The following is a 25,411-nucleotide window of genomic DNA, read 5'->3' on the forward strand; positions in this document are numbered from 1 at the left end:
AAATCAAGATAAAAGTAAAATGGACAACAGTAAAAAGACACTTTTTGATAAAGTATGGGACGCTCATGTGGTAGAAACCATTCCTGACGGACCTCAGATCATTTATATAGACAAACATCTTATTCATGAGGTAACCAGTCCTCAGGCATTTGCAGAACTTGAATCCAGAAATCTGGAAATTTTCAGACCGGAGCAGATTGTAGCCACAGCGGATCACAATGTGCCTACTTTACATCAGGAACAGCCCATTAAAGATGATCTCTCAAGAAATCAGGTAGAGCAGCTTACAGAAAACTGTAAGAAAAACAATATTGAGCTTTTCGGATTGGGACATCAATATCAGGGGATCGTTCATATTATTGCTCCGGAATTAGGGATTACCCAGCCGGGGATGAGTATTGTATGTGGTGACAGCCACACATCTACCCATGGAGCATTTGGATCTATTGCCTTTGGGATTGGTACCAGTCAGGTTGCACAGGTATTTGCCAGCCAATGTCTGTTATTGAACAAACCAAAATCAATGAGAATTACAGTCAATGGTACACTGAATGAAAATGTTCAGCCAAAGGATGTGATTCTTTATATCATTTCAAAAATAGGAACTGATGGAGGAACGGGATATTTCTGTGAATATGCTGGAAATGTATTTGAAGAAATGTCAATGGAAGGAAGAATGACAGTCTGCAATATGAGTATTGAAATGGGTGCCAGAGGCGGAATGATTGCTCCTGACGAAACTACTTTTGAATATGTTCAGGGAAGAAAATTTGCACCTCAGGGAGAAGACTGGGAAGAGAAAGTAGAGTATTGGAAAACTTTGAAAACAGATGAAGGAGCTGCTTTTGATGAAGAACTCAGCTTTGATGCTTCAGATATTTATCCGATGATTACTTACGGGACGAATCCTGGAATGGGTATTTCAATTCGTGAAGTGATTCCTGCACCACAAAATGAATCTGAGGAGAAAGCTTTGAAATACATGGGACTGGAAGCCGGACAGGCAGTTAACAGCATTAAGGTAAATTACGTTTTCATAGGAAGCTGCACCAATGCCAGAATAGAGGATTTCCGATCCGCAGCCCAGTATATCAAAGGGAAAAGCAAATCAGATGCGGTAAAAGCTCTTATTGTTCCCGGATCTCAACAGGTTGTTAAGCAGATTTATGAAGAAGGATTGGATAAAATATTCAATGAGGCAGGATTTCAGATCCGCCAGCCGGGATGTTCAGCATGTCTGGCTATGAATGATGATAAAATTCCTGAAGGTGAATATTGTGTTTCCACTTCCAACAGAAACTTTGAAGGCAGACAGGGACAAGGATCAAGAACTATTCTTGCCAGTCCGCTTACTGCAGCAAAAGCAGCGATAGAAGGTAAAATTTCAGCTTTTGAAAGTGTAAACTAAAAGTAATTTTAAATTATGTTTAAACCACAAAGAAACAAAAGTTGGTAACGCTTAAGTAATAAGAAATTATCAATGGCTTGCATAAAAAGAACACTTAAGCTTTTTGAAAATCTTTGATTTTCATTCTTATGCGAATTTCTTATATGGGTTCTTTTTATCCTTTCTTAAGTAAACTGAAGTGAAAAAAACTTTTGTGGTTCAAAGTCTAACAATGTAGAATACATGCAAAAATTAGTTGTTTTAAAATCCCGTGCAGTTCCATTGCCGGCAGAAAATATAGATACAGACCAGATTATTCCGGCAAGATTTCTGAAAAGTATAGACAGAAAAGGTTTCGGAGAAAATCTGTTCAGAGACTGGAGATTCAATATCCATACAGGAGAGCCCAATCCGGATTTTGTGTTGAACAATCCTAAATTCAGTGGTGAAATTCTTGTTGCTGGAAATAACTTCGGATGTGGAAGCAGCCGTGAACACGCAGCCTGGTCTTTGACAGATTATGGATTTAAAGTGATTATTTCGAGTTATTTCGCTGATATTTTTAAAGGAAACGCTTTAAATAACGGACTTGTTCCGGTAAAAGTTTCTGAAGAGTTTTTAAAAGAAATTTTAGAAGGAATCAATGAAAATCCTGACAATGAGATCGCGATTGACGTGGAATTACAATCCGTAAGCTTTAAAGATACAACGGAGACTTTTGAGATTGATTCCTATAAAAAAATATGTCTGTTGAACGGCTATGACGATATTGATTTTTTAATCAGCAGAAAACAGACAATCACAAATTTTGAACTAAAGACACAAAAAACAAATGAGCAACAATTATTTTAAAATCGCGGTTCTTCCCGGAGATGGGATAGGCCCGGAAATCATCAGAGAGAGCATTAAAATATTAGATGTTATTGCTGAAGCTTTTCAATGTAAATTCCATTTTGACTATGGATTAATCGGGGCAGAGGCTATTTTTAAGACAGGAAATCCTTTACCTGAAGAGACGTTGAAAATTTGTAAAGAATCTGATGCTGTACTTTTCGGAGCCATTGGTGATCCGGTTTTTGATAATAATCCGGAAGCGAAAGTAAGACCCGAACAAGGTTTGTTGAAGCTCCGCAAAGAATTGGGATTGTTTGCCAATATCCGTCCTTTGAAAACCTATGCTTCTTTAATTGATAAAAGTCCGCTCAAAAGAGAAATTATTGAAGGGGCCGACATTCAGATTTTCAGAGAATTGGTGAGTGGGATTTATTTTGGTGAAAAATTTACAGATCCGGAAGGTGAGTATGCTTATGATATCTGCAAATACAGTCGTGAAGATATTATTCCGATTGCCCATATGGCGTTTCAGGAAGCTCAGAAAAGAAAGAAAAAGCTTACGCTTATTGATAAGGCAAATGTTCTTGATACTTCAAGATTGTGGAGAAAAACCTGTCAGGAAATTGCTCCGGAATATCCGGATGTACAGCTTGATTATATGTTTGTAGATAATGCTGCCATGCAATTGATTCTCAATCCTAAGCATTTTGATGTTATTTTGACTGAAAATATGTTTGGTGATATTATATCGGATGAAGCGAGTGTGATCGGTGGTTCTATCGGACTGTTGCCGTCTGCTTCAGTGGGAGAGAAGAACGCTTTGTTTGAGCCTATCCATGGATCTTATCCGCAGGCTAAAGGAAAAGGGATAGCGAATCCTGTTGCTTCAATCTTAAGTGTAGCCATGATGTTGGATCATTTGAATTTACATGCTGCAGCTGATAAGTTGCGACAGTCTGTAGAGCATGCCATTGAAAACAAGTATGTCACTATTGATCTTAATACCAAACAATATTATTCAACAAGTGAAGTGGGAAGCTTTATTGCGGACCACATCAGATATTCCGAAAAATCATATTATAATTTTGAAAATATAAAGATCGGAAAATCAACCATTGTATAGAAAACAAAAAGTTCAGTTAGATAGTTAGAAAGAAAAGTTCCGCCTCGTATGAGACGGAACTTTTCAATTATAAAGAAGCCTGATAGCTCTTTTATTTTTTTGTATTATCCGTTTTTCCTGATTTGTTCTTTGAAGATTTTTGAATATCTTCTTTGTCAATATCAGGTGGATTGGTCTTTTTCGATGCCGCAGGAATATTTTGAAAATCCTGATTTTGCTGTTTCGTTTCTGCGGTATTGGCAGATTCTTTCTTTTTGGTGTTTCCTTTTGTATCCATGATTTTAAATTTTAATTTCAAGAATATGGATAGTATCATTCAAAGGGTTTGCCAAACAGAAATATTTCGTCCTAAAGTCCTAAAATACCAATTTTCCCGGTTTTATCCTCAATGGTGTAATTCAAAGCCTTTGCCAAAACAAAAACATTATTCAGGTTTTCCATCAGCTGTTTACGACCCTCATTTCTCAACTGATTCTGATCAATTGATTTTTCTGCCGTTTCTTTAGCTTTTGCCGTCACATTCTTAATATCTTTTTCCGAAATACGGTTTAAAAATGAATCGTCCAAAGACTGAATCTCAACACTCGGTGTAATTCTGATTTCAGCATCGGGAAGTTCTGTAATAACAAGCTTTTTGTTGATGGAATCTACTTCGATCTTCATTTTATTAAGATCATAAGAAACTTGCGCATTGGTCTTGGTATAAGTAATAATGCTGTTGCTGGAAACTTCTTTCCCGAATACTTCATAACCCATTTTGGTTTTCTGCATACTGGAAGTGTTCTGCTCCATTACCACCATCTTATTCATCTTAGAAATCTGATTGGTCAGGATATAATAATCCGACTGTTCAGTTTTAGTTCCAAGGTTCAAACAGGACTTCAGACCAAAAAACAGAAGCACCATAGCGCCGGCACCGGCTGCAAAGGACATGATTGTTCTATAATTTCTCAAAATCTATTTAAAAATTTCTTTAATAACGGAGGAGTCGTTCTTTTTAAGGATTTCAACTAAATCTCTTTCAATGTAGCCTGTGGTAGGCATTTCTACAATTCTTCCAAGCTCTTTTCCATATCTTTTCAGGATAATGGTAGGGACTTTTTGAAGATTATAAAGACTTTCATCCCCGGTAGGAGATTCTTTCTTACGGTTTACGGCAATAATGGTTAATTTATTTTCCGGATAATTAACGGCTTCCAATATTTTCATCAGTCTTGGAAAATCTCTGTGGCTGTCTTCACACCATGTTCCCATGAAAACAATCATATCATAAGTCCCGATTTTCTCTTTTTTTAATTCACTGACTGCTTTTTGGTCAAGAGCATACTCATCATGTTCCTTTACATACCAATCTGCATAAGGAGCTTTTAAAAACTGCTCTTTCAGTTGGTTTCCCAAAAGCATTTTGCCGTCTTTCTGAGTTTCAACCTCGCGGTTTACCACTACTTTTTGAGCGCTAAGCTGTTGTACAGCTAAAAATAAGCTTGAAAAGGCAACAATATTGGTAATAAATTTTTTCATAATTATTTCTCGATAATTGATTTTAAATCAGCAGGAGAGTAGTATTTGTTTTTTAACACTTTATGATCTGCCTGTCTGTAAACATTGAATTTTTCTCCGGACTTTTCATAAAAAGATTCTACTTCCTTTTCTTTGTAAAATTCTACTGTTTCCTTTGCCTGCTCTTCATTATCACACGCCTTCGACATATTGGAACGCTGAACTTCGTTGAATAGCTCTACAAATTTGCTGCCAAGTCCGAATTCCAGCACAGCACCACTCAAAACATACTGAAGATCACATAATGCATCAGCAATTTCTACAATATTATTATCAGCAATTGCCTGCTTAAGTTCGTTCAGTTCTTCCTGTAAAAGTTCTACTCTAAGATTGCATCTTTCCGGAGAAGGAATTTGTGGGGTATCTAAAATAGGGGCTTTGAAAGTAGTATGGAATTCTGCTACTTGGTTCAGACTATCAATTTTATCCATGAATTTTTTTATTTCCACAAAGATAGAAAAGGATTTGTAAAATGTGAAATGTACAGAGGGAAATGTATGAATAAAAGAAACAAACCACAACTTAAAAATTGTGGTTTTGTTTTGAAATCTGTTGATTATATTTAATTATTTCAGTGGCTCATATTTCCAGATGCCTGAGATATTTAAGATCGATAATCCCGGCTGTTTTTCACCATAACTGAATACACAGATGTATTTTGAAGGGCAGGAAGAACAATCGGTACCAAAATATAAAGTTGGCTGATCATTGACGGTCAGTTCTCCGAAATGAAGCATTCTTTGAGAAGTTTCATTAACCATTCCGTGCTTTAACAATTCGCTTTTAGATAAAACTTTATCTTCATTGTACACATGAAAGATTGGAAACCCTGATTCGTAAGGCTTGATTTCAACTGTATTTTCATGACCACAATTACAACAGGTAAAAGTAGTTATGGCTGAGGGGAGAGCTTCGTCATTCATGAAAGTGTTTTTTGCAACTGAAGCTTTTTTGGTAATGTTTATTTTGTCTGAAATTGAATACATCTGAATGGTTTTATGGCTGAATAACCGTGCCTACTAAGTTAGGATATTTTCCGCTTGGACTTTTCTTAATGGTAACTTTTATGTAGCCCTCTTCTGCCAGCTTATTCCATGTCTTCTGATAACCTGTGTTGATGTCAATTGGAATTTTCCACATGGTTTGTTTTCCTTTTCCGGCCTGGTTAAACCAAGGAATAATGTCTGCCGTCTGTGTTTTAAACTGCATTGAATTGTTCAGAACATCAATCTCATAATAGAAATCATACTTGTCTTCAGGCTGATTTAATGCTCTCTGTGTGAAAGTATATGTATACCCGTTGATGATAGGACTTGTAAAACTTCCTCCTAAAGTAGGAACTCCGGTACCTGTATAATTACCAACAGCTCCGCTATATCTGTCAAATTTTTGCCCAACCTGTAAAGGGACATCGTCAACGATATTGTAACCTCCATTAGCTGGCGGCCATCCACCGTTTAAATTATTAGCTTTAAAAAGTGATTCCAATTCACTCCATTTTCCTCTTTTGTACAGGTCATAAGCTTGATTTCTGATTGTTTGGCTCACCGAATTGTTGGTGTCATAAGTTACAGCCAGTTCATCAGCATTTTTGTAAAATACAGTGGTGACATCGGGATTGATGTCTATTACATCATCATTGTCTGAGCTACAGGCAACCGAGAATGAAGTAATCGTTAAAAAAAAGATGCACTTAAATAAATGTTTCATATAAAAAATTTTAAATTATTTTAAAATTAAGAGGTATTAGAAGGGAGCTGCCTTTCTGAAACATTATTCTTTACAGAAATCTTAAGTGGAAGTGTTGGCGTGTATATTATTCATGTTTTTCCAGTCAATAAGAGATATTTTCAGGTTTGAAATTGTTTCAATAATAAACTTTTCTGGCGATAAACTGTTGAAATATCAAATTATCCCAAAACAAGGGTCGAAAGAAACAACTGCATCAGACGTCAAAAACGGTCTGGAGTTCCCTTAAATACAATCTGGGTAAACGGTACAACAAAATATTGTTATGCGATAAATTTAAATCAAAAAACTCAAATATTGGTGATTTTATTTTAAATAAAATATTTTTATGAAATTAATTGCAATAATAAATGCATTTAATATGATATTTTACATTTTTTCACAAAATAAAACTGCCCCGTAAAGGGCAGTTTTTTCACATCGTTTAATTTTAAAAGTTATTAATTTTTAATAAACCTTTTAGTTGATTCTCCAACTTGAAGCATATAAGCCCCTTTGATAAGGTTGCTTACGTTTACAGAGCCTCTCTGAAGTTTTCCTGAGTCAATTAGTTTTCCACCCATATCGAAGATTTTATAGTCTTCTGAAGTTGTATTGGAAACATAAAGTACATCTCTTACAGGGTTTGGATAAAGCTTAATATCTGTGATCAGATCTTTTGTATTCTGAACATCTCCTTTTCCTGAAGAAACGATATTAAGAGTATAATCCTCAACCTGGCCATAAGTGAAAGCTTCACATGATGAAGTAGGGATTGAACTGTATTTCATCATCACTCTCATTCTTGTAGATCCAACAGTTGCAGTAGCCGGAATGGTAATAGATCCGGTAACCGGGCTTGTTGTAGAACCAGCTTTTGTCCATGCTAATTCTCCACTGTCTGTAAAGTCTCCATCACCGTTGTAATCAATATAAACAGCATATGCTTCGCTATATTTTGTAGAGGTCCAAACCGGAGTAATGGAGATTGTATAAGCACTTCCTCTGGTTACATTGGTAGAAACTGAAGTAAAGTTTTCATAACCCGCTGTCCCTGTAGAAGTATTATTAATAGATCCGAATGTTACGTTTCCGATTCTTTCGTCAGCTGTGTTAGACGCTGAAGAAGAACAATAAGTAACTGTTCCTCCTGAAAGAGTGGTAACACTTACTGTATTGCTGGAAACAGAAGCATTTCCTGCTGCATCTTTTGCTTTAACAGAAAAAGAATACGTTGTGGATGGAGTAAGCCCTGTTACGGTATATGTAGTAGAAGCTGTAGAGCCTATTAATGAAGCTCCTTGATATACATCATATCCTGTAACGCCTACATTATCAGTAGCACCTGACCATGAAAGGTTAGTGGTGGTAGCAGTAGTTCCTGAAGCAGCAAGGGTAGGTGCTGTAGGTGCAACGGTATCAGGAGTTCCTGAACCTGCATTTACAGAGATGTTCGCATTGTTTACATCAAAGAAAATGTGATTCGATCCTTTTACCATGATTCTTCCCGTAGTTGTAGTAGAATTAGGAATGGTTACCGCCTGTGAACCGTCATTTGGAGTTCCTGCCAATAGAGTAGTCCATGTATTTCCGCTGTCTGTTGACCAAAGGATATCTACATTGGCTGCATTTACACCATTAGCTGTAGTTCCTGCCACGTTCCATGTAACTGTTTGAGAACTTCCTCCGGCATAAGTTGTTGCTGAATTCTGTGACGTAATATTAAATGGTCCGGCAGTTCCGTTAACAGTGATTACAGCATCATCAGAATTATTTCCTGAACCTCCTGCTTTATTATCACGAACAGTAAATCTGAAGTTCAATGTTCTTGCTACTGAAGAAAGTGCTTCTACCGTGATTTCAGAACCTGCTGTAGTTGTTGCACCTGTTAATACAGAAGCCATTCTTGGGAAGTATCTTACAGGAGCAGTGGTAGGAGTCCATGATCTGAAGTTAGGTCCTGAAGCTTTTGTTGCGCTGGCAGCTGAACTTGCTCCTGTTTGAGAAGAAGAAGCATTATCCATCTGTTCCCAGATATAGGTTAAAGAATCTCCGTCAGCATCCGTTCCTGTACCTGTCAGTACGAATGGAGTTCCTTTTGGAATGGTATAATCTAAGCCTGCACTTGCTGTAGGAATTGAATTCCCTGTATTGGTATTGACAGAACAAGTTTTAGCTTTAATATTATTAGTGATCTGCTGAATGCTTATCGCATGGAAAAAAGCATCAGAATGCGGTTGGATGTCCTGGCTGGTAATTCCCGCATATCCCATGATTGTTGATCCTGATCCCGGTTCCATATTGGCACCAGTACCCTCATTATTCATGGAGAAGGTATGATTTCCTCCGAACTGGTGTCCCATTTCGTGAGCCACATAGTCGATATCAAAATTATCTCCTGAAGGAATAGCATCTGCCGGAGAAGTGTATCCGCTTCCTTTTGATCCGTTGGTACAGATACAGCCGATACATCCTGCATTTCCTCCACCTCCTGAAGCTCCGAACAAGTGTCCGATATCATAGTTGGCTTCACCAATTACAGAAGTTAAAGTACTTTGTAATTGAGAATTCCAGCTGCTCATTCCCGATGCTGCAGAATAAGGGTCTGTAGAGGCATTGGTGTAGATTACAGCGTCATTGTTGGCAATCAGAACCATTCTTGCTGCGAAGTCTTTTTCAAAAACACCGTTTACACGGGTCATTGTGGTATTCATTGCAGCTAAGGCCTGAGCTTTTGTACCCCCGAAATAAGTAGTGTATTCTCCAGTACAAGATAGAGCTAGTCTGAATGTTCTCAGTTTGGCATCATCAGCATTAGGTCTTGCAGCAAGCGCAGAGTTGGAAACTCCTTTCTGTGCAGCATCTACTACTGTACATTCAAATTTGTTGAGATCATCTTTTTTGTCAGACTTTCTGTACACTACATAGGTGGAAAGATCTTTGGTGTAAGGTTCAATGAATACTGCGGATTTATCACCGTAAATCTCCATTGATGACAGTCCAAGTGGAGAAACACTGAAATAGACGGTGGAATTAGGATCATCCAGACCTTGTCCTACATAGGACTTAATATCCGGATATTTTGCTGCCAGTTCAGGGGCAAAATTGGAATTCTCCCTCACTTTAAAATTTTCCATTCTGCCTTCAGAATTTGGAAAAGAGATGATGAGTTCTGATTTTTCGCCTACAGCCAGTCTTTTGGGAGCTTTTGCTAAAGCATTTTTCAATCCGTTGATATCCAGGTTGTAAACCTTAGGATTGCTGATGCCGGTTTTGTTTTCAAAAACCTCTGATGAAGTTTTTCTGGAACCTTCAGACCAAAGACGGTCAGTCTGTGCGAAAGAAATACCCGAGATAAGGAGCATTCCAATCAGCGTTAATTGTTTTTTCATATTAAATACTAAATTTGATTGTGGAATATCAAAGCTAATAAAAAATACATTATCAAAAATAAAATTTTTTAAGAAATATTTAGATTTTATGTATAATTTACTATGCAATACATTAAATATAATTGAATTTATATTGTATCAAAAAAAGAAAATAGCACCTGCGAAATGCGGGTGCTATTCACTTTTTAAAAACTAACTCAAATCTGTAAAGCTGTATGAGTTATTATTCATGATTCAGCTTACAAATTAATCTTTAATAAATCTTTTTGAAACTTTCCCAATCTGGATCATATAAACTCCTTTTACAAGACTGCTTACATTAGCAGAACCTCTAACCAGTTTTCCGGAACTGATTTGTTTTCCTTCCATGTTAAAGATTTTGTATTCTTCGGAATCCATATTGGATATCGTAAGCACATCTTTTACTGGGTTTGGATATACTTTGATATCAGTGGAGGTTGGGATTTTCAACTTGTCTGTTTCTGAAGATAAATCTTTTGGATTTACCACAATTCTATCATCAGAACCATAAATATAAACGGTATAATCTGCAACCTGTCCGGTTTTAACATTTGTACAGCTGTGATTACCCGGTGCTTCATCTGTGCCGCTCAATCTTACTCTCATTCTTGTTTGCGTCATAGGAATATTAGGAATTACAATACTTCCTGTTACCGTTGTAACACCAGAATTAGCAGTAGTTTTCATTTTAAAAACTTCGTTATTCTCAAATACTTTATTGTTATTAAAGTCAATATATACTTCATAATTACGTTTATCATTCAATGTAGATGAAGACATTGTATATGTTCCTTGCGTTCCCATAGAACCAATTAAGGCTGTATAATCACGGAATCCTGCATTAAATGTAGATGTATTATTAACTTTGACCGCTCCACCGTACTTGAAATTGATAAATTTAGGCCCGGATGGGTCGTTTGAAGTTATTGAGCAATACCCTTGAAATACGCTAGTAGTAGTCAACTTTATACCTTTACTTGCAGCAGACAGATTTCCTGCTGCATCTTTTGCCTTAACTGTGAAAGTGTAAGTAGTTGAGGGTGATAGACCCGTCTTTATAGTATATATAGTAGAAGTAGTAGTACCAATGTATACTCCGTTTTTGTAAACATTATAACCGGTTACTCCCACATTATCCGAAGAAGCATACCATCCAAATTGAAGAGTGTTAGACGAAGGTGGTGTTGCGGTTGGTCCAGCATCAGGTACTGTAGGAGGTGTTACATCTGCAGTGCCTGATGCTTTCGGGGATTTTTCAGATTGATGATGGTTTGCGCTTGCCAATGAAATTCCTCCTACAAGGAGCATTCCAGTCAGAAATAATTGTTTTTTCATTTGAATATGGTTTTATTGTATATGCATTTTACATATACAGGTTAATTTTTAGGTGTTTTAAACCAGACAAAAGAGCATAATACTACAGCTCATGAAAATATGAGAAACTGCTAAAAAAGACTTGTATGGTTTTAAGCTGGGATTGTATTAGTAAGAGTGATTTACTCTTTCAGTATCTTTACGTGATTGAAAATGTGTAATTGTATCATTTGTGTGTGTTTATAAATTTAGATTCATTCCATACAAAAAAGAAGATAAAACTTAATGATAAGATTCTATTCTCAATTTTCTCGGGATGCTTATTATTGTAAATTTCTGAATTTAAAATTAATAATCCAATGTGCCCTGCACATAATTGTAAAAAAACTCAATGAGAATATTTTTTTTAATTTTCAAAAAAAAGCACCCGTAAAATACGAGTGCTATTATTTATTTAGAAATATTTTAACAATTACATTGTATCATCAGCAGTCGGGCCATAAAGGCCGGGAACTTTATTTCCGGTTGATCTTAAATAAACAACCAGTTCACCTCTGTGATGGTACAAATGATTATAAAGAAATCCTCTTACCACCTGGATTCTGGGAGATGGCGGGAAAAGTACATTTCCGTTCATTTCCATTTTCCACTCATTGAAATAAGTGTTTTCATCCGAGTTTTCCAGAACTTTCTGTGCGTTGGCAACATTTTCTTCAAATTTTGCTAGGATATTTTCAGCTTTGGAAATGTCTCCTTTGTCATACTTGTACGTACCCATATCAAAAGTGTCTTCATTGAAAGTAGATTCATACCAATTGTATACTTCAGCAATGTGTGATGCCAGCTGACCGGTTGTCCAGTTTTTTTCAGATGGTTTCCAGTCTAATGCGCTGTCAGGGATTGCCTTCAAAATTTTTCTGGTGTTTTCAGCTTCATGCAGAAATTCACCTAAAAGTGCCTGTTTAATCATTTGTATTGGGATTTTAAAAATTTATTTTGTGATATCTCTTCCAATTACCAGTCTCTGGATCTCAGAAGTACCTTCACCAATTGTGCAAAGTTTAGAATCTCTATAGAACTTTTCAGCCGGGAAGTCTTTTGTATAACCGTATCCTCCGAAAATCTGAACTGCATTATTAGAAATTCTTACACAAGCTTCAGAAGCGTATAATTTAGCCATAGCTCCTTCTTTTGTCATTTTCTGTTTTGCATTTTTCAGGGTAGAAGCTCTTTGGATAAGAAGCTCAGCAGCATCAATTTCTGTTGCCATATCTGCTAACATAAAGTTGATTGCCTGAAACTCTGAAATAGGCTTTCCGAACTGATGTCTTTCTTTTGCATATTTCAAAGCAGCTTTGTAAGCTCCTCTTGCAGTACCTAAGCTTAGTGCAGCGATAGAAATTCTACCACCATCCAATACTTTCATTGCCTGCTTGAAACCTTCACCTACTTCTCCTAAACGGTGAGAATCTGGTACGCGTACATTATCAAAGATTAATTCTGCTGTTTCAGAAGCACGCATTCCTAATTTATTTTCTTTTTTCCCGGAAGTAAATCCAGGCATTCCTTTTTCTAAAACAAAAGCTGTAGAGTTGTTCTTAGCACCTATTTCTCCTGTTCTTGTCATTACTACCGCAATATCTCCTGAAATAGCGTGGGTGATAAAGTTTTTAGCTCCGTTGATGATCCATTCGTCACCATCTTTTACAGCAGTAGTAGACATTCCTCCTGAATCTGAACCTGTATTATGTTCAGTAAGTCCCCAAGCTCCGATTACTTTTCCAGAAGCAAGTTGAGGAAGCCATTTGTGTCTCTGCTCTTCATTTCCAAATTCATAGATATGGTTGGTACAAAGTGAGTTGTGTGCTGCTACAGAAAGACCGATAGATGGGTCAACCTGAGAAATTTCATCCAGAATAGTAACGTATTCATGATAGCCTAAGCCGGAACCTCCATATTGTTCAGGAACAACAATTCCCATAAAACCCATCTCACCTAACTGGTGGAATAAGTCTTTTGGAAAAGTCTGGCTTTCATCCCACTCCATAATGTTCGGTCTGATGTTCTTTTCTGCAAATTCTCTAGCCGTCTCCGCTATCATTTTGATGTTGTCAATAGTCTCTGTATTCATATAATAATAGTTAGTGCCCAAAGATAACCAAATTGATGGAATGCTAAAATAAATTATTTCATTCGTAATATTTAAGCGGTAATGCTTTTAATTTTCAATTTTTTATGTTTTCAGAATTAATGTTTTCTTAATAAAATGTTCAAGCTTTTCCGTTTTTTATTTCACTATTTTAGTTCCCCAATTTTTAACGCATGAAAAAAAAATTACTTCCTATCATTTTAATTTCATCATGTATTTCCGCGCAGGTTCCTACAGGGTATTATGACGGAACTGCCGGATTGACGGGGTATGCCCTGAAGTCTAAACTTCACGATATTATTTCGGCTAAAATGATCAACTGGCATTATGACGATCTGAAGGTACTCTATAATCAGACTGATCTTGACAAATATTATGATCATGATGCTTCCAATACTCAATATTTGCTGGATATCTATTCCGAAATTCCTTCAGGACCGGATGCTTATGAGTACACCGTAGATCAGTTAATAGGCACAGCGGGTGCTGAAGGGTTAGGATACAACAGAGAGCATATGATGCCTCAAAGTACTTTCAGTACAAGCTCATCTGTTAGCGACTATCCAATGTATTCAGATCTTAATTTTATTATTCCGGCTGATGCAAGGATTAATCAGCTAAGAAATAATTATCCTTATGGAATAGGAAACAGTACGAATCATTATATTTTTAGTAATACTTCAAGGATGTCCAATGCGGCAATTCCAAATTATCCTTATACGGGAAGGGTGTATGAACCTATTAATGAATTTAAAGGTGATATTGCAAGGACTTTACTGTATTTTGCGGTAAGATATGAAGGGAAGCTAGGTTCGTTTAATACGGCGTATAGTGCATCGGCAAACATAACGCCGGCCACGGATCAATGTCCGCTTGACGGAACGGAAGAAAGAGCTGTTGATCTTCCATACGTTGCTATGCTGAAGCAATGGAGTGCTGCAGACCCTGTTTCGCAAAGAGAAATCGACAGAAATAATGCCATCTACACCATACAGAAAAACAGAAATCCATTTATTGATCATCCCGAATGGATTGATCTGATCTGGTCTGAAACTCCTGATAATATTGCGCCGGCAGCTCCCGGATCTCTGACTTCAACGCAGCAAAACGCTTATTTTGTAAATCTGAGCTGGACAGCTTCTGCTGACACGGATGTTTTAGGATACAGGATTTATATGAATGGTTCAACAACTCCTGTTGCAGTTACAAAGGGAACTTCTATAAGTATAGATCATCTGAGCCCGTCAACAACGTATACATTTACCGTGAAAGCTTTTGATAAAGCATATCTGGAATCTCCGTTCAGTAATACGGTTACAGCTTCAACAATTGCTTCTGATTCATATGCTCAGGATCTTATGATTACAAAGTATATATCAGGAACGAATACAAATGCCGTTAAAAATAATGCTCTGGAAATTGTTAATAAAACGGGACATGAAGTCAATTTAAATAATTACAGGATTAATATCCAGTTTAAAAACAATATATCAGGGGCTATTTATAATGGAGATACCTATGAACTGGAGGGTAAAGTGGGAAACAATGAAACTTTTGTTATTTTGAATCCAAAAGCTGCTTTATCATGCTATACCAATGATCAGGCAAGGTTTGTAACAGCTTCTGATCCTATGCTGTTTGCAGGACAGAACTATGTGGAGCTTGCTTATAATAAAACGGTTACCATAGATGCTATCGGGGTAAAATACACTACTAATAATAACGGGAATGTATCCTTATATAGAAAAAGTACGGTCAATCAGCCAGCCAGTACCTTTACTATCAGTCAGTGGGATTCTTATCCATCCAATTACTGTCAGGATCTTGGCGGTACATTGTCATCATCTGAACTGATTGCTTCTGCTAATGAATTTAAAATATATCCGAATCCGGTTCATGATAATCTTTATGTAAGCGGAGCAACGGAGCAGGTAAAAACAGCCCGAATTATAGATCTTTCCGGAAAAGTGATTTACACAGAGAAAGATCCGTTCAGAAGTAAGAAAAATATTTCTGTGCAGGGAATTCCGGCAGGCATTTATTTCTTACAGCTTGATGATAAGGCACATCAGTTTATTAAAAGATAGCTTAAATAGCCTTGACAGGTTTTTAAAATGTGTCAAGGTTGAAAATTAGCCCTGATAGGAGCGGTTACCCCACAGCATGAGTGGGAGAGTTGGAGGGTTAAGAGGCTGGGATAGCTTGGTGTGAGGAGTATGAGCGGATAGCAGGAAATAGCTTCTTACTTAAAAAAAGTGAAAAATGTAGAGTTAAAGTAAATATAATAAGAAAAATTTTATCAGTTTTTTGCATTTTCATAATTTTATGTTTTTTGTTAAAGGGTTAAAAACCTTATGGTTACTACATAATCGATATAAGCAGATTCACTAATAATCAATATCTATAAGTGTTTCTGCTTATATTTTTTATTTATAAGTAATTATGCTTATATTTGCAGTATGATAGCGGTCATTACCGGTGATATTATAAATTCACAGCATGCGGACACTGAAGTTTGGATTACCAGACTTAAAAATCTTCTCGAAAGATGGGGAAGCGCTCCTGGCACATGGGAAATCTACAGGGGAGATGAGTTCCAGTTCAAATGCAATATTGATGACGTTTTCTGGCGTTTTCTAGCCATAAAGTCTCTTATTAAAAGCCTTGAAAATTTAGATGTAAGAATGGCCATAGGTATTGGTGAAGAAAGTTTCTCTTCTGAGAAAATCACAGAATCCAATGGTACAGCCTATGTACATTCCGGAAGACTGCTTAATGACCTTAAAAATGACGGACATACTGTTGCCATCAAAACATCCAGTGATCCGGTAGACAGAGATCTTAACATCCTGTTGAAATGGTCGTCCAAAGATTTTGACAACTGGACTATGGCTACAGCAGAGATTATTCATGAAATGATCATGAATCAGGATATTACCCAGGAAGATCTTGCTAAGAGATTTGCTATTTCACAGTCTTCTGTAAGCCAGAGACTGAAGCGAGCCAACTATGAGCTTATTGTGGAAACCAACCAGTATTTCAGAAAAAAAATCTCAGAACTATAGGCATGATCTTTATCAAACTCATATTGGCACATCTACTCGGAGATTTTATACTTCAGCCAAATTCATGGGTTGCGGATAAGGAGAACCATAAACTAAAAAGTAAGTTTTTATACTTTCATGTTCTGATTCACACAGCGTTAAGTCTTATTTTTCTTTGGGATCTGAAACTTTGGTGGGTAGCCGTTTTGGTAGGGATTACTCATTTCATTATTGATGCGGCCAAACTTACATTTCAAAATGTAAAGTCTAAAAAAAGATGGTTTTTCATTGATCAGTTTCTGCATGTTCTGGTAATTGCCGGAGTTTCCCTGTATTTTCAGGAATTCAGCTTCAGCTTTTTACAGAATCAGGACTTTTTAAAGCTCATTATGGCTGCATTGTTTTTGACAACACCAGCTTCTATTTTTATCAAAATCTTATTGTCATCATGGACACCCGCTCCGGATGGCGCCAACACTATTCAAACCGAATCTTTATCAAGTGCCGGAAAATATATAGGAATTTTAGAACGTCTGCTGGTCTTCACTTTTATCATGGTGAATCACTGGGAAGGCGTAGGTTTCATGGTAGCTGCCAAATCTGTTTTCAGGTTCAGCGACCTTGCACAGGCGAAACAGAGAAAACTTACAGAATATGTATTAATTGGTACACTGCTGAGTTTTGGACTGGCTGTCTTAACAGGAATAATTATAAAATAAATCAATAAATCTAACTACAATTTAGAAAGTAAAATTATGAGTCAAAAGAAAGAAATGTTGTACGAGGGGAAAGCAAAACAGGTATTTGCAACTGATAATCCTGATGAAGTAGTAGTACGTTTCAAAGACGATGCTACAGCATTTAACGCTCAAAAGAAAGGTCAGGTTGATCTTAAAGGAGAAATGAACAATGCGATCACAACCCTTATTTTTGAATACTTAAATGAAAAAGGAATCAAAACTCATTTCATCAAACAATTGGACGAAAGAGAGCAGTTGGTAAGAAAAGTATCTATCATTCCTTTGGAAATGGTGGTAAGAAATTACTCTGCGGGAAGCATGGCACAAAGATTAGGAGTTGAGGAAGGAATCAAATCTCCGGTAACCATCTTCGATATCTGCTACAAAAAAGACGAATTGGGAGATCCGCTTATCAATGATCACCATGCTGTTTTCTTAGGAGCTGCTACTTACGAAGAGCTTGACGAGATGTATGAATTGACTTCAGATATCAATGAAATCCTTATTGACCTGTTTGATAAAATCAACATCATCCTGGTAGATTTCAAAATCGAATTAGGTAAAACTTCAGACGGTGAAATTATCCTTGCTGACGAGATCTCTCCTGATACTTGCAGACTTTGGGATAAAGATACCATGAAGAAATTAGATAAAGACAGATTCAGAAGAGACTTAGGAGAAGTTACTGAGGCTTATGTAGAAATCTACAATCGTCTTAAAAATCTTTTACAGAAATAAGCCTTCATAGAAAGTATATTATTCTGAAAAACAATTTGTTATTTAAAACAAAAATTAAAAACTGAAGTTAACTTAGACTAATTTCTAACATCTAATATCTAACTTCTAATCATTAGAAAAAATAGAAATGAAAAGTTTAGACATTCATAAAAGTGAATATTTAAAACAGTTTGAAACCCAGACTTACGGAAGAAATCTTTTCAGAACTCAGGAAGAGGAAAGACTGGATGCTCCCAATGAAGAGTGTGGGATCTTTGGATTGTATTCGGATAATGATCTGGATACTTTCTCTCTTTCACAGTTCGGACTTTTTGCATTACAGCACAGAGGTCAGGAAGCTTGTGGGATCTCCGTTTTAAAAGATGGAAGAATCACCAATATGAAAGATGAAGGACTGGTTTTAGATGTTTATAAAGAAATTCAGGAACCTGAAACTTTTATGGGAAATTCTGCAATTGGGCATACCCGTTATACCACTGCAGGAGATAAAAAGAAATATAATTTCCAGCCATTTTTCGCGAAAAACGAATATGACCAGATTATACTTTCTATAGCACACAACGGTAACCTTACCAATGCGAAAGAATTAAAACAGGAATTAGAGGCTGAAGGCGTAGTTTTCAGAGCTACTTCCGATTCTGAGGTGATCCTTAGACTGATCCAGAAAAACCTTGATTTAGGTCTTCGCGGCGCTATTAAAGCAACAATGGAAAAGATTGAAGGAGCTTATTCCGTAGTGGGGATGACAAGAAATAAATTCTTTGCATTCAGAGACTTCAACGGAATCCGTCCATTGGTTTTAGGAGCTATTGACGAAAAATCTTATGTTGTAGCTTCAGAATCTGTGGCATTGGATGCGGTAGGGGCTCAATATGTGCGTGATATCCTTCCTGGTGAGATCATTTACACTAATGAAAACGAACCTGGAAAACTTCATTCTTATATGATGGATGAGGCGAAAGGAAAGCAGAGAATCTGTTCTTTTGAATACATCTACTTTGCAAGACCTGACTCTACTTTAGAAAACATCAATGTATACGAAATCAGAGAGAAATCCGGGGAGAAAATCTGGGAACAGGCTCCTGTAGAGGCCGATTTAGTTATTGGAGTTCCGGATTCCGGAGTTCCTGCTGCGATTGGTTTCTCAAAGGCTTCTGGAATCCCTTTCCGTCCTGTTTTGATTAAAAACAGATATATCGGAAGAAGTTTCATCGTTCCTACACAGGAAATGAGAGAAAGGGTAGTGAACCTTAAACTAAACCCAATTATCTCAGAAATGAAAGATAAGAGAGTCGTAATCATTGATGACTCTATCGTTCGAGGAACAACATCTAAGAGACTTGTTAAAATTCTAAAAGATGCAGGAGTAAAGGAAATCCATTTCAGAAGTGTTTCTCCGCCAATCATTGCACCATGTTACCTTGGTATTGATACTCCGTCTAAAGATGATCTGATCTCAGCTAATATGACGACAGAAGAACTTAAAAATTATTTAGGAGTAGATTCCTTAGAGTTTTTAAGCATCGATAATCTGAAAACCATTTTAGGTTCTGCCAATCACTGCTTCGGATGCTTTACAGAAGAATATCCTGTAGGAAAAGGAGAAGAGGTAGATTTATTCAATTAATCTCTTTATTGAAATCATAAAAAAGAGCCGGGCTACAACCTGGCTCTTTTTATTTTATAAATGTAGCAGAAGCTTAATATTCCTGTATTATATAATATATAGTAGAGTTTTAATTTTGTCTGATTAAAACAGCAGGATATGAAAAACGCATTTTTCACGGGTATTTTTCTGGTATTTGCCCAACTTTATACTTCACAATCTTTCGATAAACAGGCACACCGCGGAGGGAAATCTCTTTACCCGGAAAATACCATTCCGGCAATGAAGAATGCCTTAAAAATGAATATAACGACCCTGGAAATGGATCTGGCCATCACAAAAGACAAAAAGGTGATTCTTTCCCACGATGCTTTCCTTTCGCCGGAATTGGTTACAAAGCCGGATGGTACGTATATTCCAAAAGACTCAGGTTTTTATTATAAGATTTATGAAATGCCTTATGCAAAAATTAAAACATTTGATGTAGGTTTAAAGAAACTGAGCAATTATCCCGATCAAAAGAAAATGAAGGCTCAGAAACCTCTCTTTTCAGATGTTATAGATGCATGTGAGGCTTATGCCCGTGAACTGAAAAGACCGTTGCCTTTTTATAATATAGAAACCAAGACCCGTCCTTTCTCCGATAATATATTTCATCCGGAACCCAAAGAATTTGTAGACCTGATGATGAGGATTATTGTTGAGAAAAAGATTCAGGACAGAGTTATTATCCAGTCTTTTGATCCCAGAACACTGGAAATCCTTCATAAAGAATATCCTGAAATAATGACAGCTCTGTTGGTAGAAAAAGTGGATGATAAAAAACGGGCTCAGCAGCAGGCTTATTTTAAAAATATTCCTGTGGAGAAATTCAAAATGTATCCTGATCACCTGAGTGGAGTGGCAGGAGATATGAAGTTCCTGAGTTTTACTCCTACCATTTACAGTCCTGAACATAATCTTGTGACTCCTCAATTGGTAAAGGAATGCCACTTATTAGGAATGAAAGTGATCCCATGGACTGTGAATACAAAAGAAAGATTGAAGGAATTAAAGGAAATGGGTATAGATGGAGTGATCAGCGATGATCCGAGAATATTTGAATAACTTTTTAAATATTATCCTATTAATATAAATAGCCGGAAGAAATTCTTCCGGCTATTTTATACGTGCAGATAACTGCACTTAGGGTTAAAAAATTGGTTCTTTTGATTAGAATTTATAGTTCAGGCCTAACTGAAATACTCTGTTGTTGTTTTCAGCGGCAGGTCTGCTCTTATCAATTTTGGTTAAGCTGTTTACGTATCTTGCACTTACACCGATGTTGGAAGTAATATCATACCCTAAACCAAGACCCAATCCAAAATTAAATTTGTTGATCATATCTTTGTCGATATCCTGAGAGTTTGAACTTGCAGTAGTAGTAGTGACACCACCTGTAGTACTTGCTACAGTAGATTCTGCTTTGTTTTTACCGTTAAGGAAATAACTGAATTCAGGTCCTGCTTCAATATAAAACTTGTCGATAGGTCTCATTTGAACCATTAATGGAACTGAAATGTAGTTCATTTGGACTCTGCTCTGTACTTTAGTCTTTACATTCGTAACACCATTGTCAGTTTCTGTAGAATACATTACATCTTTTGCCCCCATTTGGTTAAATAACACCTCTGGCTGGAAACTGAATTGTTTTGAAATTGGAATATTAACGAATGCACCTGCATGGAAACCTAGCTGCTGGGTATTGATCCCAAACTTCTGCTGGCTGAAATAAGAGGAATTTCCCCCTGCTTTAACCCCGAATCTAACGGGTTGAACATCTTTTTTTAGTGGTGATGCATTTACTGTTTTTGTTTCTGTCTTGGTTTCTGTTTCCTGAGCGAAAGCTAACGTACCAGCAGTTAATGCTAATCCTAAAAATAACTTCTTCATAATTTTATTTTTTAATTTTACTATTTGTGTGTCGGATGATTTCTCAATCAGACTTGAATTATTTTGCAAATTGCTTGCCAAAGTTGAAAAATGCCTATTTATAAGGCTTTTCAAGTGGTTTTTAAGAAGGTTTTTTTTGAACTTTTTTCTCCTTTTAATGAATAAATGTATTGCCAAACGGACTATTTTATAAAAAGAGTTGAAGAATAAAAAAGCTTTACTGTTGATAATTGAAATGATAAATAATTAAAAGCAGAAGCTGTTTTTAAGACCTGAAATAAAAATACCGGACCATTTAAGCCCGGTATCGTTTTGAAAATAATAAATATCCCTATTTAAACTTATAAGCAACTCCAATTTGAAGTGCATTATTTCTTACTTTATCATCCTCGTTGTACTTATAAACCTCAGTAATACCAGCAGTAAATCTTGCTGTCACCCCAAAGTTTTTAGTAAAGTAATATCCGGCACCAATACCTAATCCCAGATTGAAACGGTTAAAAAGACCTGTTGAAATATTCTTTGAAATATGATCGGTATGATCAACCGAAATTGAATTTCCGGTAGTCTCTATAGTGGTTAAATCTCCTTTTGTTTTCCCTCCCAACAGGAATCCAAATTCAGGACCTGCTTCTACATAAAGCTGAGGAAGAATATTATATTGAACCATTACAGGAAGAGAAAGGTAATTTAATGTTGTACTATAATCATAGTGCTGTGTTGTTTTGTAATTTCCTGAGCTTGTTCTGTAGTTATAGTCTGATTTTGAACCCAATTGAGTGAAAAGAAGTTCCGGCTGAATGCTGAATTTTTCAGAAACCGGAATATTTGCGAATACTCCTGCATGAAAACCTACTTTCATTTTTTCATTGTTATCATATTCATAGCCGTCTCCTTTGGTAAGCGTAGACCCATTCAAACCTGCTTTAACACCAAAAGTAACAGGAGAAGAAGTTTTTGACTGATTTTTTTCCTGTGCATTTGCGAAAAGGCTGCCAGCAACTGTCAGGACTACAAAGAGTTTTTTCATGATTTAAAGTTTTAATTTAATTTTTATTCATTGTGACAAAATATCTGCCACAAAGGGGAGAAGTGATAAAAATCATGCAGTAAGCGAAAAAGTCAGGCTTAAACTAATAAACCTGACTTTTTCTATTGAAATCAAAATGTATCTAATTACGAGCAAAAATACGTTTCTGTATTATGCTTTGAATTCTATGTGTTAACCCACCCAATGCTGTTCCCGTTAAAAGTTTATAATGGTAATAGTTAGATTTTAGTATTGAAATTCAATTGATTTTATCAACTGAACCAACACCTGTTTCATTGTAAAAACGGAATCATAAGTTGGGATTTCCGGAATAGAGTACAATCAATACTCAATACGCAAATTTCTTGCCAAAAAGCATCTGCAAAATAAAAAAGCCGGATTAAATATAATCCGGCTTTGTATTGATTAGAAAGTTTGCTTTAAAAGCTAAACATTTCTTAGAATTTATAAGCTAAACCTACCTGGAATACTCCGTTTTTAGCTTTATCTTCAGATAAATCTGGTCTATTTTTAGCAACATCTGTTAAACCTGCAACATATCTTGCCGTAACTCCAATATTTTGTGTGAAATAATATCCTGCTCCAAGACCGATTCCGAAGTCAAACGTTTTGAAAATGTCTTTAGCATCTGCAGAGTTTGATTTATATTTCAATTTTGAATTTATTAAAAAGCTGAATTGAGGTCCTGCTTCTAAATATAGATTAGGTAGAGCATTGTACTGAAGCATTAAAGGAACAGAAATATAATCTAAGTTTGCTTTTGCATCGCTGTCTGCTTTAAATTTTGCACCCATTCCATTATATAATACCTCTGGTTGGAAAGAGAAATCTTGAGCTACGGGAATATTAGCAAATACTCCTCCATAAAATCCAGCTTTAGAGTTGAAGTCATTCTCGGTAAGAGTAGAAATATTAAGACCTGCTTTTACACCAAATCTAACTGGTGAAGATGAAGCAGTAGAAGTTGAAGTCTTCTGAGCGAAAGTGAAAGTACCTGCTACCAGGGCAAGGCCTAAAAAAATCTTTTTCATAAGTTTTATATTTTAATAGTTATTAAGTTTTATTTAACATTTCTTTAAGAATCAAATGGTGTGCCAAAGTTAAAACAGTCTGTAAATCCAATGTTTATGCTATATACTAGAAAAAATAAATCTTTCTTTTACATATAAAAAGCCGGATTAATTTTAATCCGGCTCCACTTTAATTATAAAAACTTAACGACAAAAGCTAAATAGGCTTTAGAATTTGTAATTTACTCCTATCTGAAATACACTGTTTCTTACAGATCCTGGTCTGCCATACCCATAAAGATATCTCTGTTGTTTTGCATTCACAATATCAGCTAGCCCTGCGGTATACCTCACATTCACACCAATATTTTTGGTAATATTATAACCGGCTCCCAATCCGATTCCGAAATCGAAGCTCTTGGTTGCGTTTTTAAGCTGTAAACTTCCGACATCATTTTTTAGTTCTGCCCCCATAAGGAAATTAAATTGAGGTCCGGCCTCTACATAAAAATTAGGAAGCGCTTTATACTGAAACATTACAGGAACGGAAATGTATTCTAAATTAAGTTTTGCATTACTATCTCCTTTTTCTTTTGCCCCAACAGCGCTATACAATACTTCCGGCTGGATAGCGAAATCTTTTGCTACAGGAATATTCACAAAAACACCACCATAAAATCCTGCTTTTGATTTCATATCCATATTAGAAAGGGTAGAAACGTTTAACCCTGCTTTTAAACCGAATTTGATTTTAGAGGAAGAGGGTGCTGGCGAAGTTGTTTCAGCAGTTGATGTGGATGTGCTTTGAGCGAAAGCAAAAGTACCTGCAATAAGTGCCAGGCCTGGAAAAATCTTTTTCATAGATTAGTTTTATTTTAAGTTGTTTAACGCTCGGAAAGCAACAAACAATATGCCGTGAACCCCCTTCAATAAAGACTTTATTATATCTTTAACAGAGTGAAAAATCAATAGTTTGGGATATATATTTAATGTTTTACCAAAGGATCAACACGTTACCATAAAAAAAGACCAGATTAAAAAATTAATCTGATCTTTTCTATTGAATATAAAATTTGTTAGTGAATGTATAGCTTATTTAAATTTATAAGCCAATCCTACCTGGAATACATTGTTTCTGACAGCATCAGAACCGCTAGGTCTGTTTTTTGCAATATCTGTTAAACCTGCAACATATCTTGCTGTAAGTCCAAGGTTCGGAGTGAAGTAATACCCAGCACCAAGACCAATACCAAAGTTGAATGTATTGAAATTGTCTTTGTAATTATCTGAAGTAGTAGAATCTCCGTTGGATTCATTTTTCAATTTGTTTTTAGCACTTACCATGAAACCGAATTCTGGTCCTGCCTCTACATAAAGATTAGGGATTAAATTATACTGGAACATCACTGGTACTGCAATATAATCTAACTTCGTAGAAGCTGAATATTTTGTTCCAAATGAAGTGAAATCTGATTTATTACCATATTGTGAATATAAAACCTCTGGCTGAACGCTGAATGAAGCTGCTAATGGAATGTTGGCAAATACACCTGCGTTGAATCCTATTTTAGATTTCTGATCATCAAGACCACTGTCTTTTGAAAGTGAAGATACGTTCATTCCCCCTTTTACCCCAAATGTTACTGGATTGGAAGATGTGTTTCCTGTCTGTTGAGCGAATGCGAATGTTCCTGCAGTTAACGCTAATCCTAAAATTAACTTTTTCATAACTTTAATTTTTTTAATTTTACTCTTTCTTAATTTTAAATTTTACTACTGTTC

At 36.2% G+C, this 25,411-nt stretch carries 24 protein-coding genes; 9 read left to right on the forward strand and 15 right to left on the reverse strand.

Annotated elements, in window-relative coordinates; genetic code table 11:
- Positions 1–19 precede the first annotated feature (19 nt).
- The 3 genes from leuC to leuB all read left to right on the forward strand — a co-directional run bounded on the left by leuC (position 20) and on the right by leuB (position 3,344).
- The gene (leuC, locus tag FW780_RS02985; RefSeq protein ID WP_149832132.1) at positions 20–1,408 is read left to right on the forward strand and encodes a 3-isopropylmalate dehydratase large subunit; all 1,389 of its coding nucleotides are present in this window, start codon (positions 20–22) and stop codon (positions 1,406–1,408) included.
- A 222-nt stretch (positions 1,409–1,630) separates the two neighbouring features.
- A complete protein-coding gene (leuD, locus tag FW780_RS02990) occupies positions 1,631–2,239 on the forward strand; it encodes a 3-isopropylmalate dehydratase small subunit (RefSeq protein WP_149832133.1) in 609 nt (202 codons plus the stop codon).
- Positions 2,220–3,344 (forward strand): 3-isopropylmalate dehydrogenase, encoded by a 1,125-nt coding sequence (gene leuB / locus FW780_RS02995; protein ID WP_149832134.1) that lies wholly within the window; start codon positions 2,220–2,222, stop codon positions 3,342–3,344. Before leuD ends, leuB begins: the two co-directional genes overlap by 20 nt.
- A 91-nt stretch (positions 3,345–3,435) precedes the next feature.
- On the opposite strand, the gene FW780_RS03000 is transcribed toward leuB, so the two are convergent.
- From FW780_RS03000 to FW780_RS03045, 10 genes are all read right to left on the reverse strand, one after another.
- Positions 3,436–3,621, reverse strand: coding sequence for a hypothetical protein (locus FW780_RS03000; protein ID WP_149385689.1), 186 nt, complete (start codon positions 3,619–3,621; stop codon positions 3,436–3,438).
- A gap of 71 nt (positions 3,622–3,692) precedes the next feature.
- Entirely contained in the window at positions 3,693–4,277 is a 585-nt protein-coding gene (locus tag FW780_RS03005) for a DUF4230 domain-containing protein (RefSeq protein ID WP_241676828.1), read from the reverse strand.
- 24 nt (positions 4,278–4,301) lie between these two features.
- Complete coding sequence (locus tag FW780_RS03010; RefSeq protein ID WP_149832136.1) at positions 4,302–4,865, reverse strand: TlpA family protein disulfide reductase; 564 nt, start codon at positions 4,863–4,865, stop codon at positions 4,302–4,304.
- Positions 4,866–4,867: 2 nt separating this feature from the next.
- On the reverse strand, positions 4,868–5,335 hold the full coding sequence (locus tag FW780_RS03015) for a pyrophosphohydrolase domain-containing protein (protein WP_047374946.1): 468 nt from the start codon (positions 5,333–5,335) through the stop codon (positions 4,868–4,870).
- 135 nt (positions 5,336–5,470) lie between these two features.
- Positions 5,471–5,890, reverse strand: a complete 420-nt coding sequence (locus tag FW780_RS03020; RefSeq protein ID WP_149832137.1) for a hypothetical protein — start codon at positions 5,888–5,890, stop codon at positions 5,471–5,473.
- A gap of 10 nt (positions 5,891–5,900) precedes the next feature.
- On the reverse strand, positions 5,901–6,614 hold the full coding sequence (locus tag FW780_RS03025; protein WP_149832138.1) for a glycohydrolase toxin TNT-related protein: 714 nt from the start codon (positions 6,612–6,614) through the stop codon (positions 5,901–5,903).
- A 479-nt stretch (positions 6,615–7,093) separates the two neighbouring features.
- Entirely contained in the window at positions 7,094–10,024 is a 2,931-nt protein-coding gene (locus FW780_RS03030) for a reprolysin-like metallopeptidase (protein ID WP_149832139.1), read from the reverse strand.
- Between the two features lie 246 nt (positions 10,025–10,270).
- Positions 10,271–11,380 carry a GEVED domain-containing protein gene (locus FW780_RS03035; RefSeq protein WP_149832140.1) on the reverse strand — a complete coding sequence of 370 codons (1,110 nt, stop codon included), beginning with the start codon at positions 11,378–11,380 and terminating at the stop codon, positions 10,271–10,273.
- A gap of 451 nt (positions 11,381–11,831) precedes the next feature.
- Positions 11,832–12,329, reverse strand: coding sequence for a DinB family protein (locus FW780_RS03040; protein WP_149832141.1), 498 nt, complete (start codon positions 12,327–12,329; stop codon positions 11,832–11,834).
- A 21-nt stretch (positions 12,330–12,350) separates the two neighbouring features.
- Positions 12,351–13,490 carry an acyl-CoA dehydrogenase family protein gene (locus FW780_RS03045; protein ID WP_149832142.1) on the reverse strand — a complete coding sequence of 380 codons (1,140 nt, stop codon included), beginning with the start codon at positions 13,488–13,490 and terminating at the stop codon, positions 12,351–12,353.
- 191 nt (positions 13,491–13,681) lie between these two features.
- On the opposite strand from FW780_RS03045, the gene FW780_RS03050 reads away from it, so the two are divergent.
- The 6 genes from FW780_RS03050 to FW780_RS03075 all read left to right on the forward strand — a co-directional run bounded on the left by FW780_RS03050 (position 13,682) and on the right by FW780_RS03075 (position 20,743).
- The gene (locus FW780_RS03050; protein WP_149832143.1) at positions 13,682–15,595 is read left to right on the forward strand and encodes an endonuclease; all 1,914 of its coding nucleotides are present in this window, start codon (positions 13,682–13,684) and stop codon (positions 15,593–15,595) included.
- A gap of 372 nt (positions 15,596–15,967) precedes the next feature.
- The gene (locus FW780_RS03055; protein WP_047422919.1) at positions 15,968–16,573 is read left to right on the forward strand and encodes a SatD family protein; all 606 of its coding nucleotides are present in this window, start codon (positions 15,968–15,970) and stop codon (positions 16,571–16,573) included.
- A gap of 2 nt (positions 16,574–16,575) precedes the next feature.
- Positions 16,576–17,271, forward strand: coding sequence for a DUF3307 domain-containing protein (locus FW780_RS03060; protein ID WP_149832144.1), 696 nt, complete (start codon positions 16,576–16,578; stop codon positions 17,269–17,271).
- A 36-nt stretch (positions 17,272–17,307) separates the two neighbouring features.
- On the forward strand, positions 17,308–18,030 hold the full coding sequence (gene purC / locus FW780_RS03065; protein WP_027372243.1) for a phosphoribosylaminoimidazolesuccinocarboxamide synthase: 723 nt from the start codon (positions 17,308–17,310) through the stop codon (positions 18,028–18,030).
- A gap of 127 nt (positions 18,031–18,157) precedes the next feature.
- On the forward strand, positions 18,158–19,657 hold the full coding sequence (gene purF, locus FW780_RS03070; RefSeq protein ID WP_149832145.1) for an amidophosphoribosyltransferase: 1,500 nt from the start codon (positions 18,158–18,160) through the stop codon (positions 19,655–19,657).
- Between the two features lie 138 nt (positions 19,658–19,795).
- Positions 19,796–20,743 carry a glycerophosphodiester phosphodiesterase family protein gene (locus FW780_RS03075; protein ID WP_149832146.1) on the forward strand — a complete coding sequence of 316 codons (948 nt, stop codon included), beginning with the start codon at positions 19,796–19,798 and terminating at the stop codon, positions 20,741–20,743.
- A 105-nt stretch (positions 20,744–20,848) separates the two neighbouring features.
- Here the strand turns inward: FW780_RS03075 and FW780_RS03080 are convergent, their stop codons facing one another.
- The 5 genes from FW780_RS03080 to FW780_RS03100 all read right to left on the reverse strand — a co-directional run bounded on the left by FW780_RS03080 (position 20,849) and on the right by FW780_RS03100 (position 25,357).
- Positions 20,849–21,568 (reverse strand): porin family protein, encoded by a 720-nt coding sequence (locus FW780_RS03080; protein WP_241676829.1) that lies wholly within the window; start codon positions 21,566–21,568, stop codon positions 20,849–20,851.
- A gap of 331 nt (positions 21,569–21,899) precedes the next feature.
- A complete protein-coding gene (locus tag FW780_RS03085) occupies positions 21,900–22,598 on the reverse strand; it encodes a porin family protein (protein ID WP_149832147.1) in 699 nt (232 codons plus the stop codon).
- Between the two features lie 458 nt (positions 22,599–23,056).
- The gene (locus FW780_RS03090) at positions 23,057–23,650 is read right to left on the reverse strand and encodes a porin family protein (RefSeq protein WP_149832148.1); all 594 of its coding nucleotides are present in this window, start codon (positions 23,648–23,650) and stop codon (positions 23,057–23,059) included.
- A gap of 207 nt (positions 23,651–23,857) precedes the next feature.
- Positions 23,858–24,490, reverse strand: coding sequence for a porin family protein (locus tag FW780_RS03095; RefSeq protein WP_149832149.1), 633 nt, complete (start codon positions 24,488–24,490; stop codon positions 23,858–23,860).
- A 231-nt stretch (positions 24,491–24,721) separates the two neighbouring features.
- Positions 24,722–25,357: a porin family protein gene (locus FW780_RS03100; RefSeq protein WP_149832150.1), complete on the reverse strand. Its 636-nt coding sequence runs from the start codon at positions 25,355–25,357 to the stop codon at positions 24,722–24,724.
- Positions 25,358–25,411: the final 54 nt, after the last annotated feature.

Source organism: Chryseobacterium sediminis (assembly GCF_008386505.1).
Classification (GTDB): domain Bacteria; phylum Bacteroidota; class Bacteroidia; order Flavobacteriales; family Weeksellaceae; genus Chryseobacterium; species Chryseobacterium sediminis.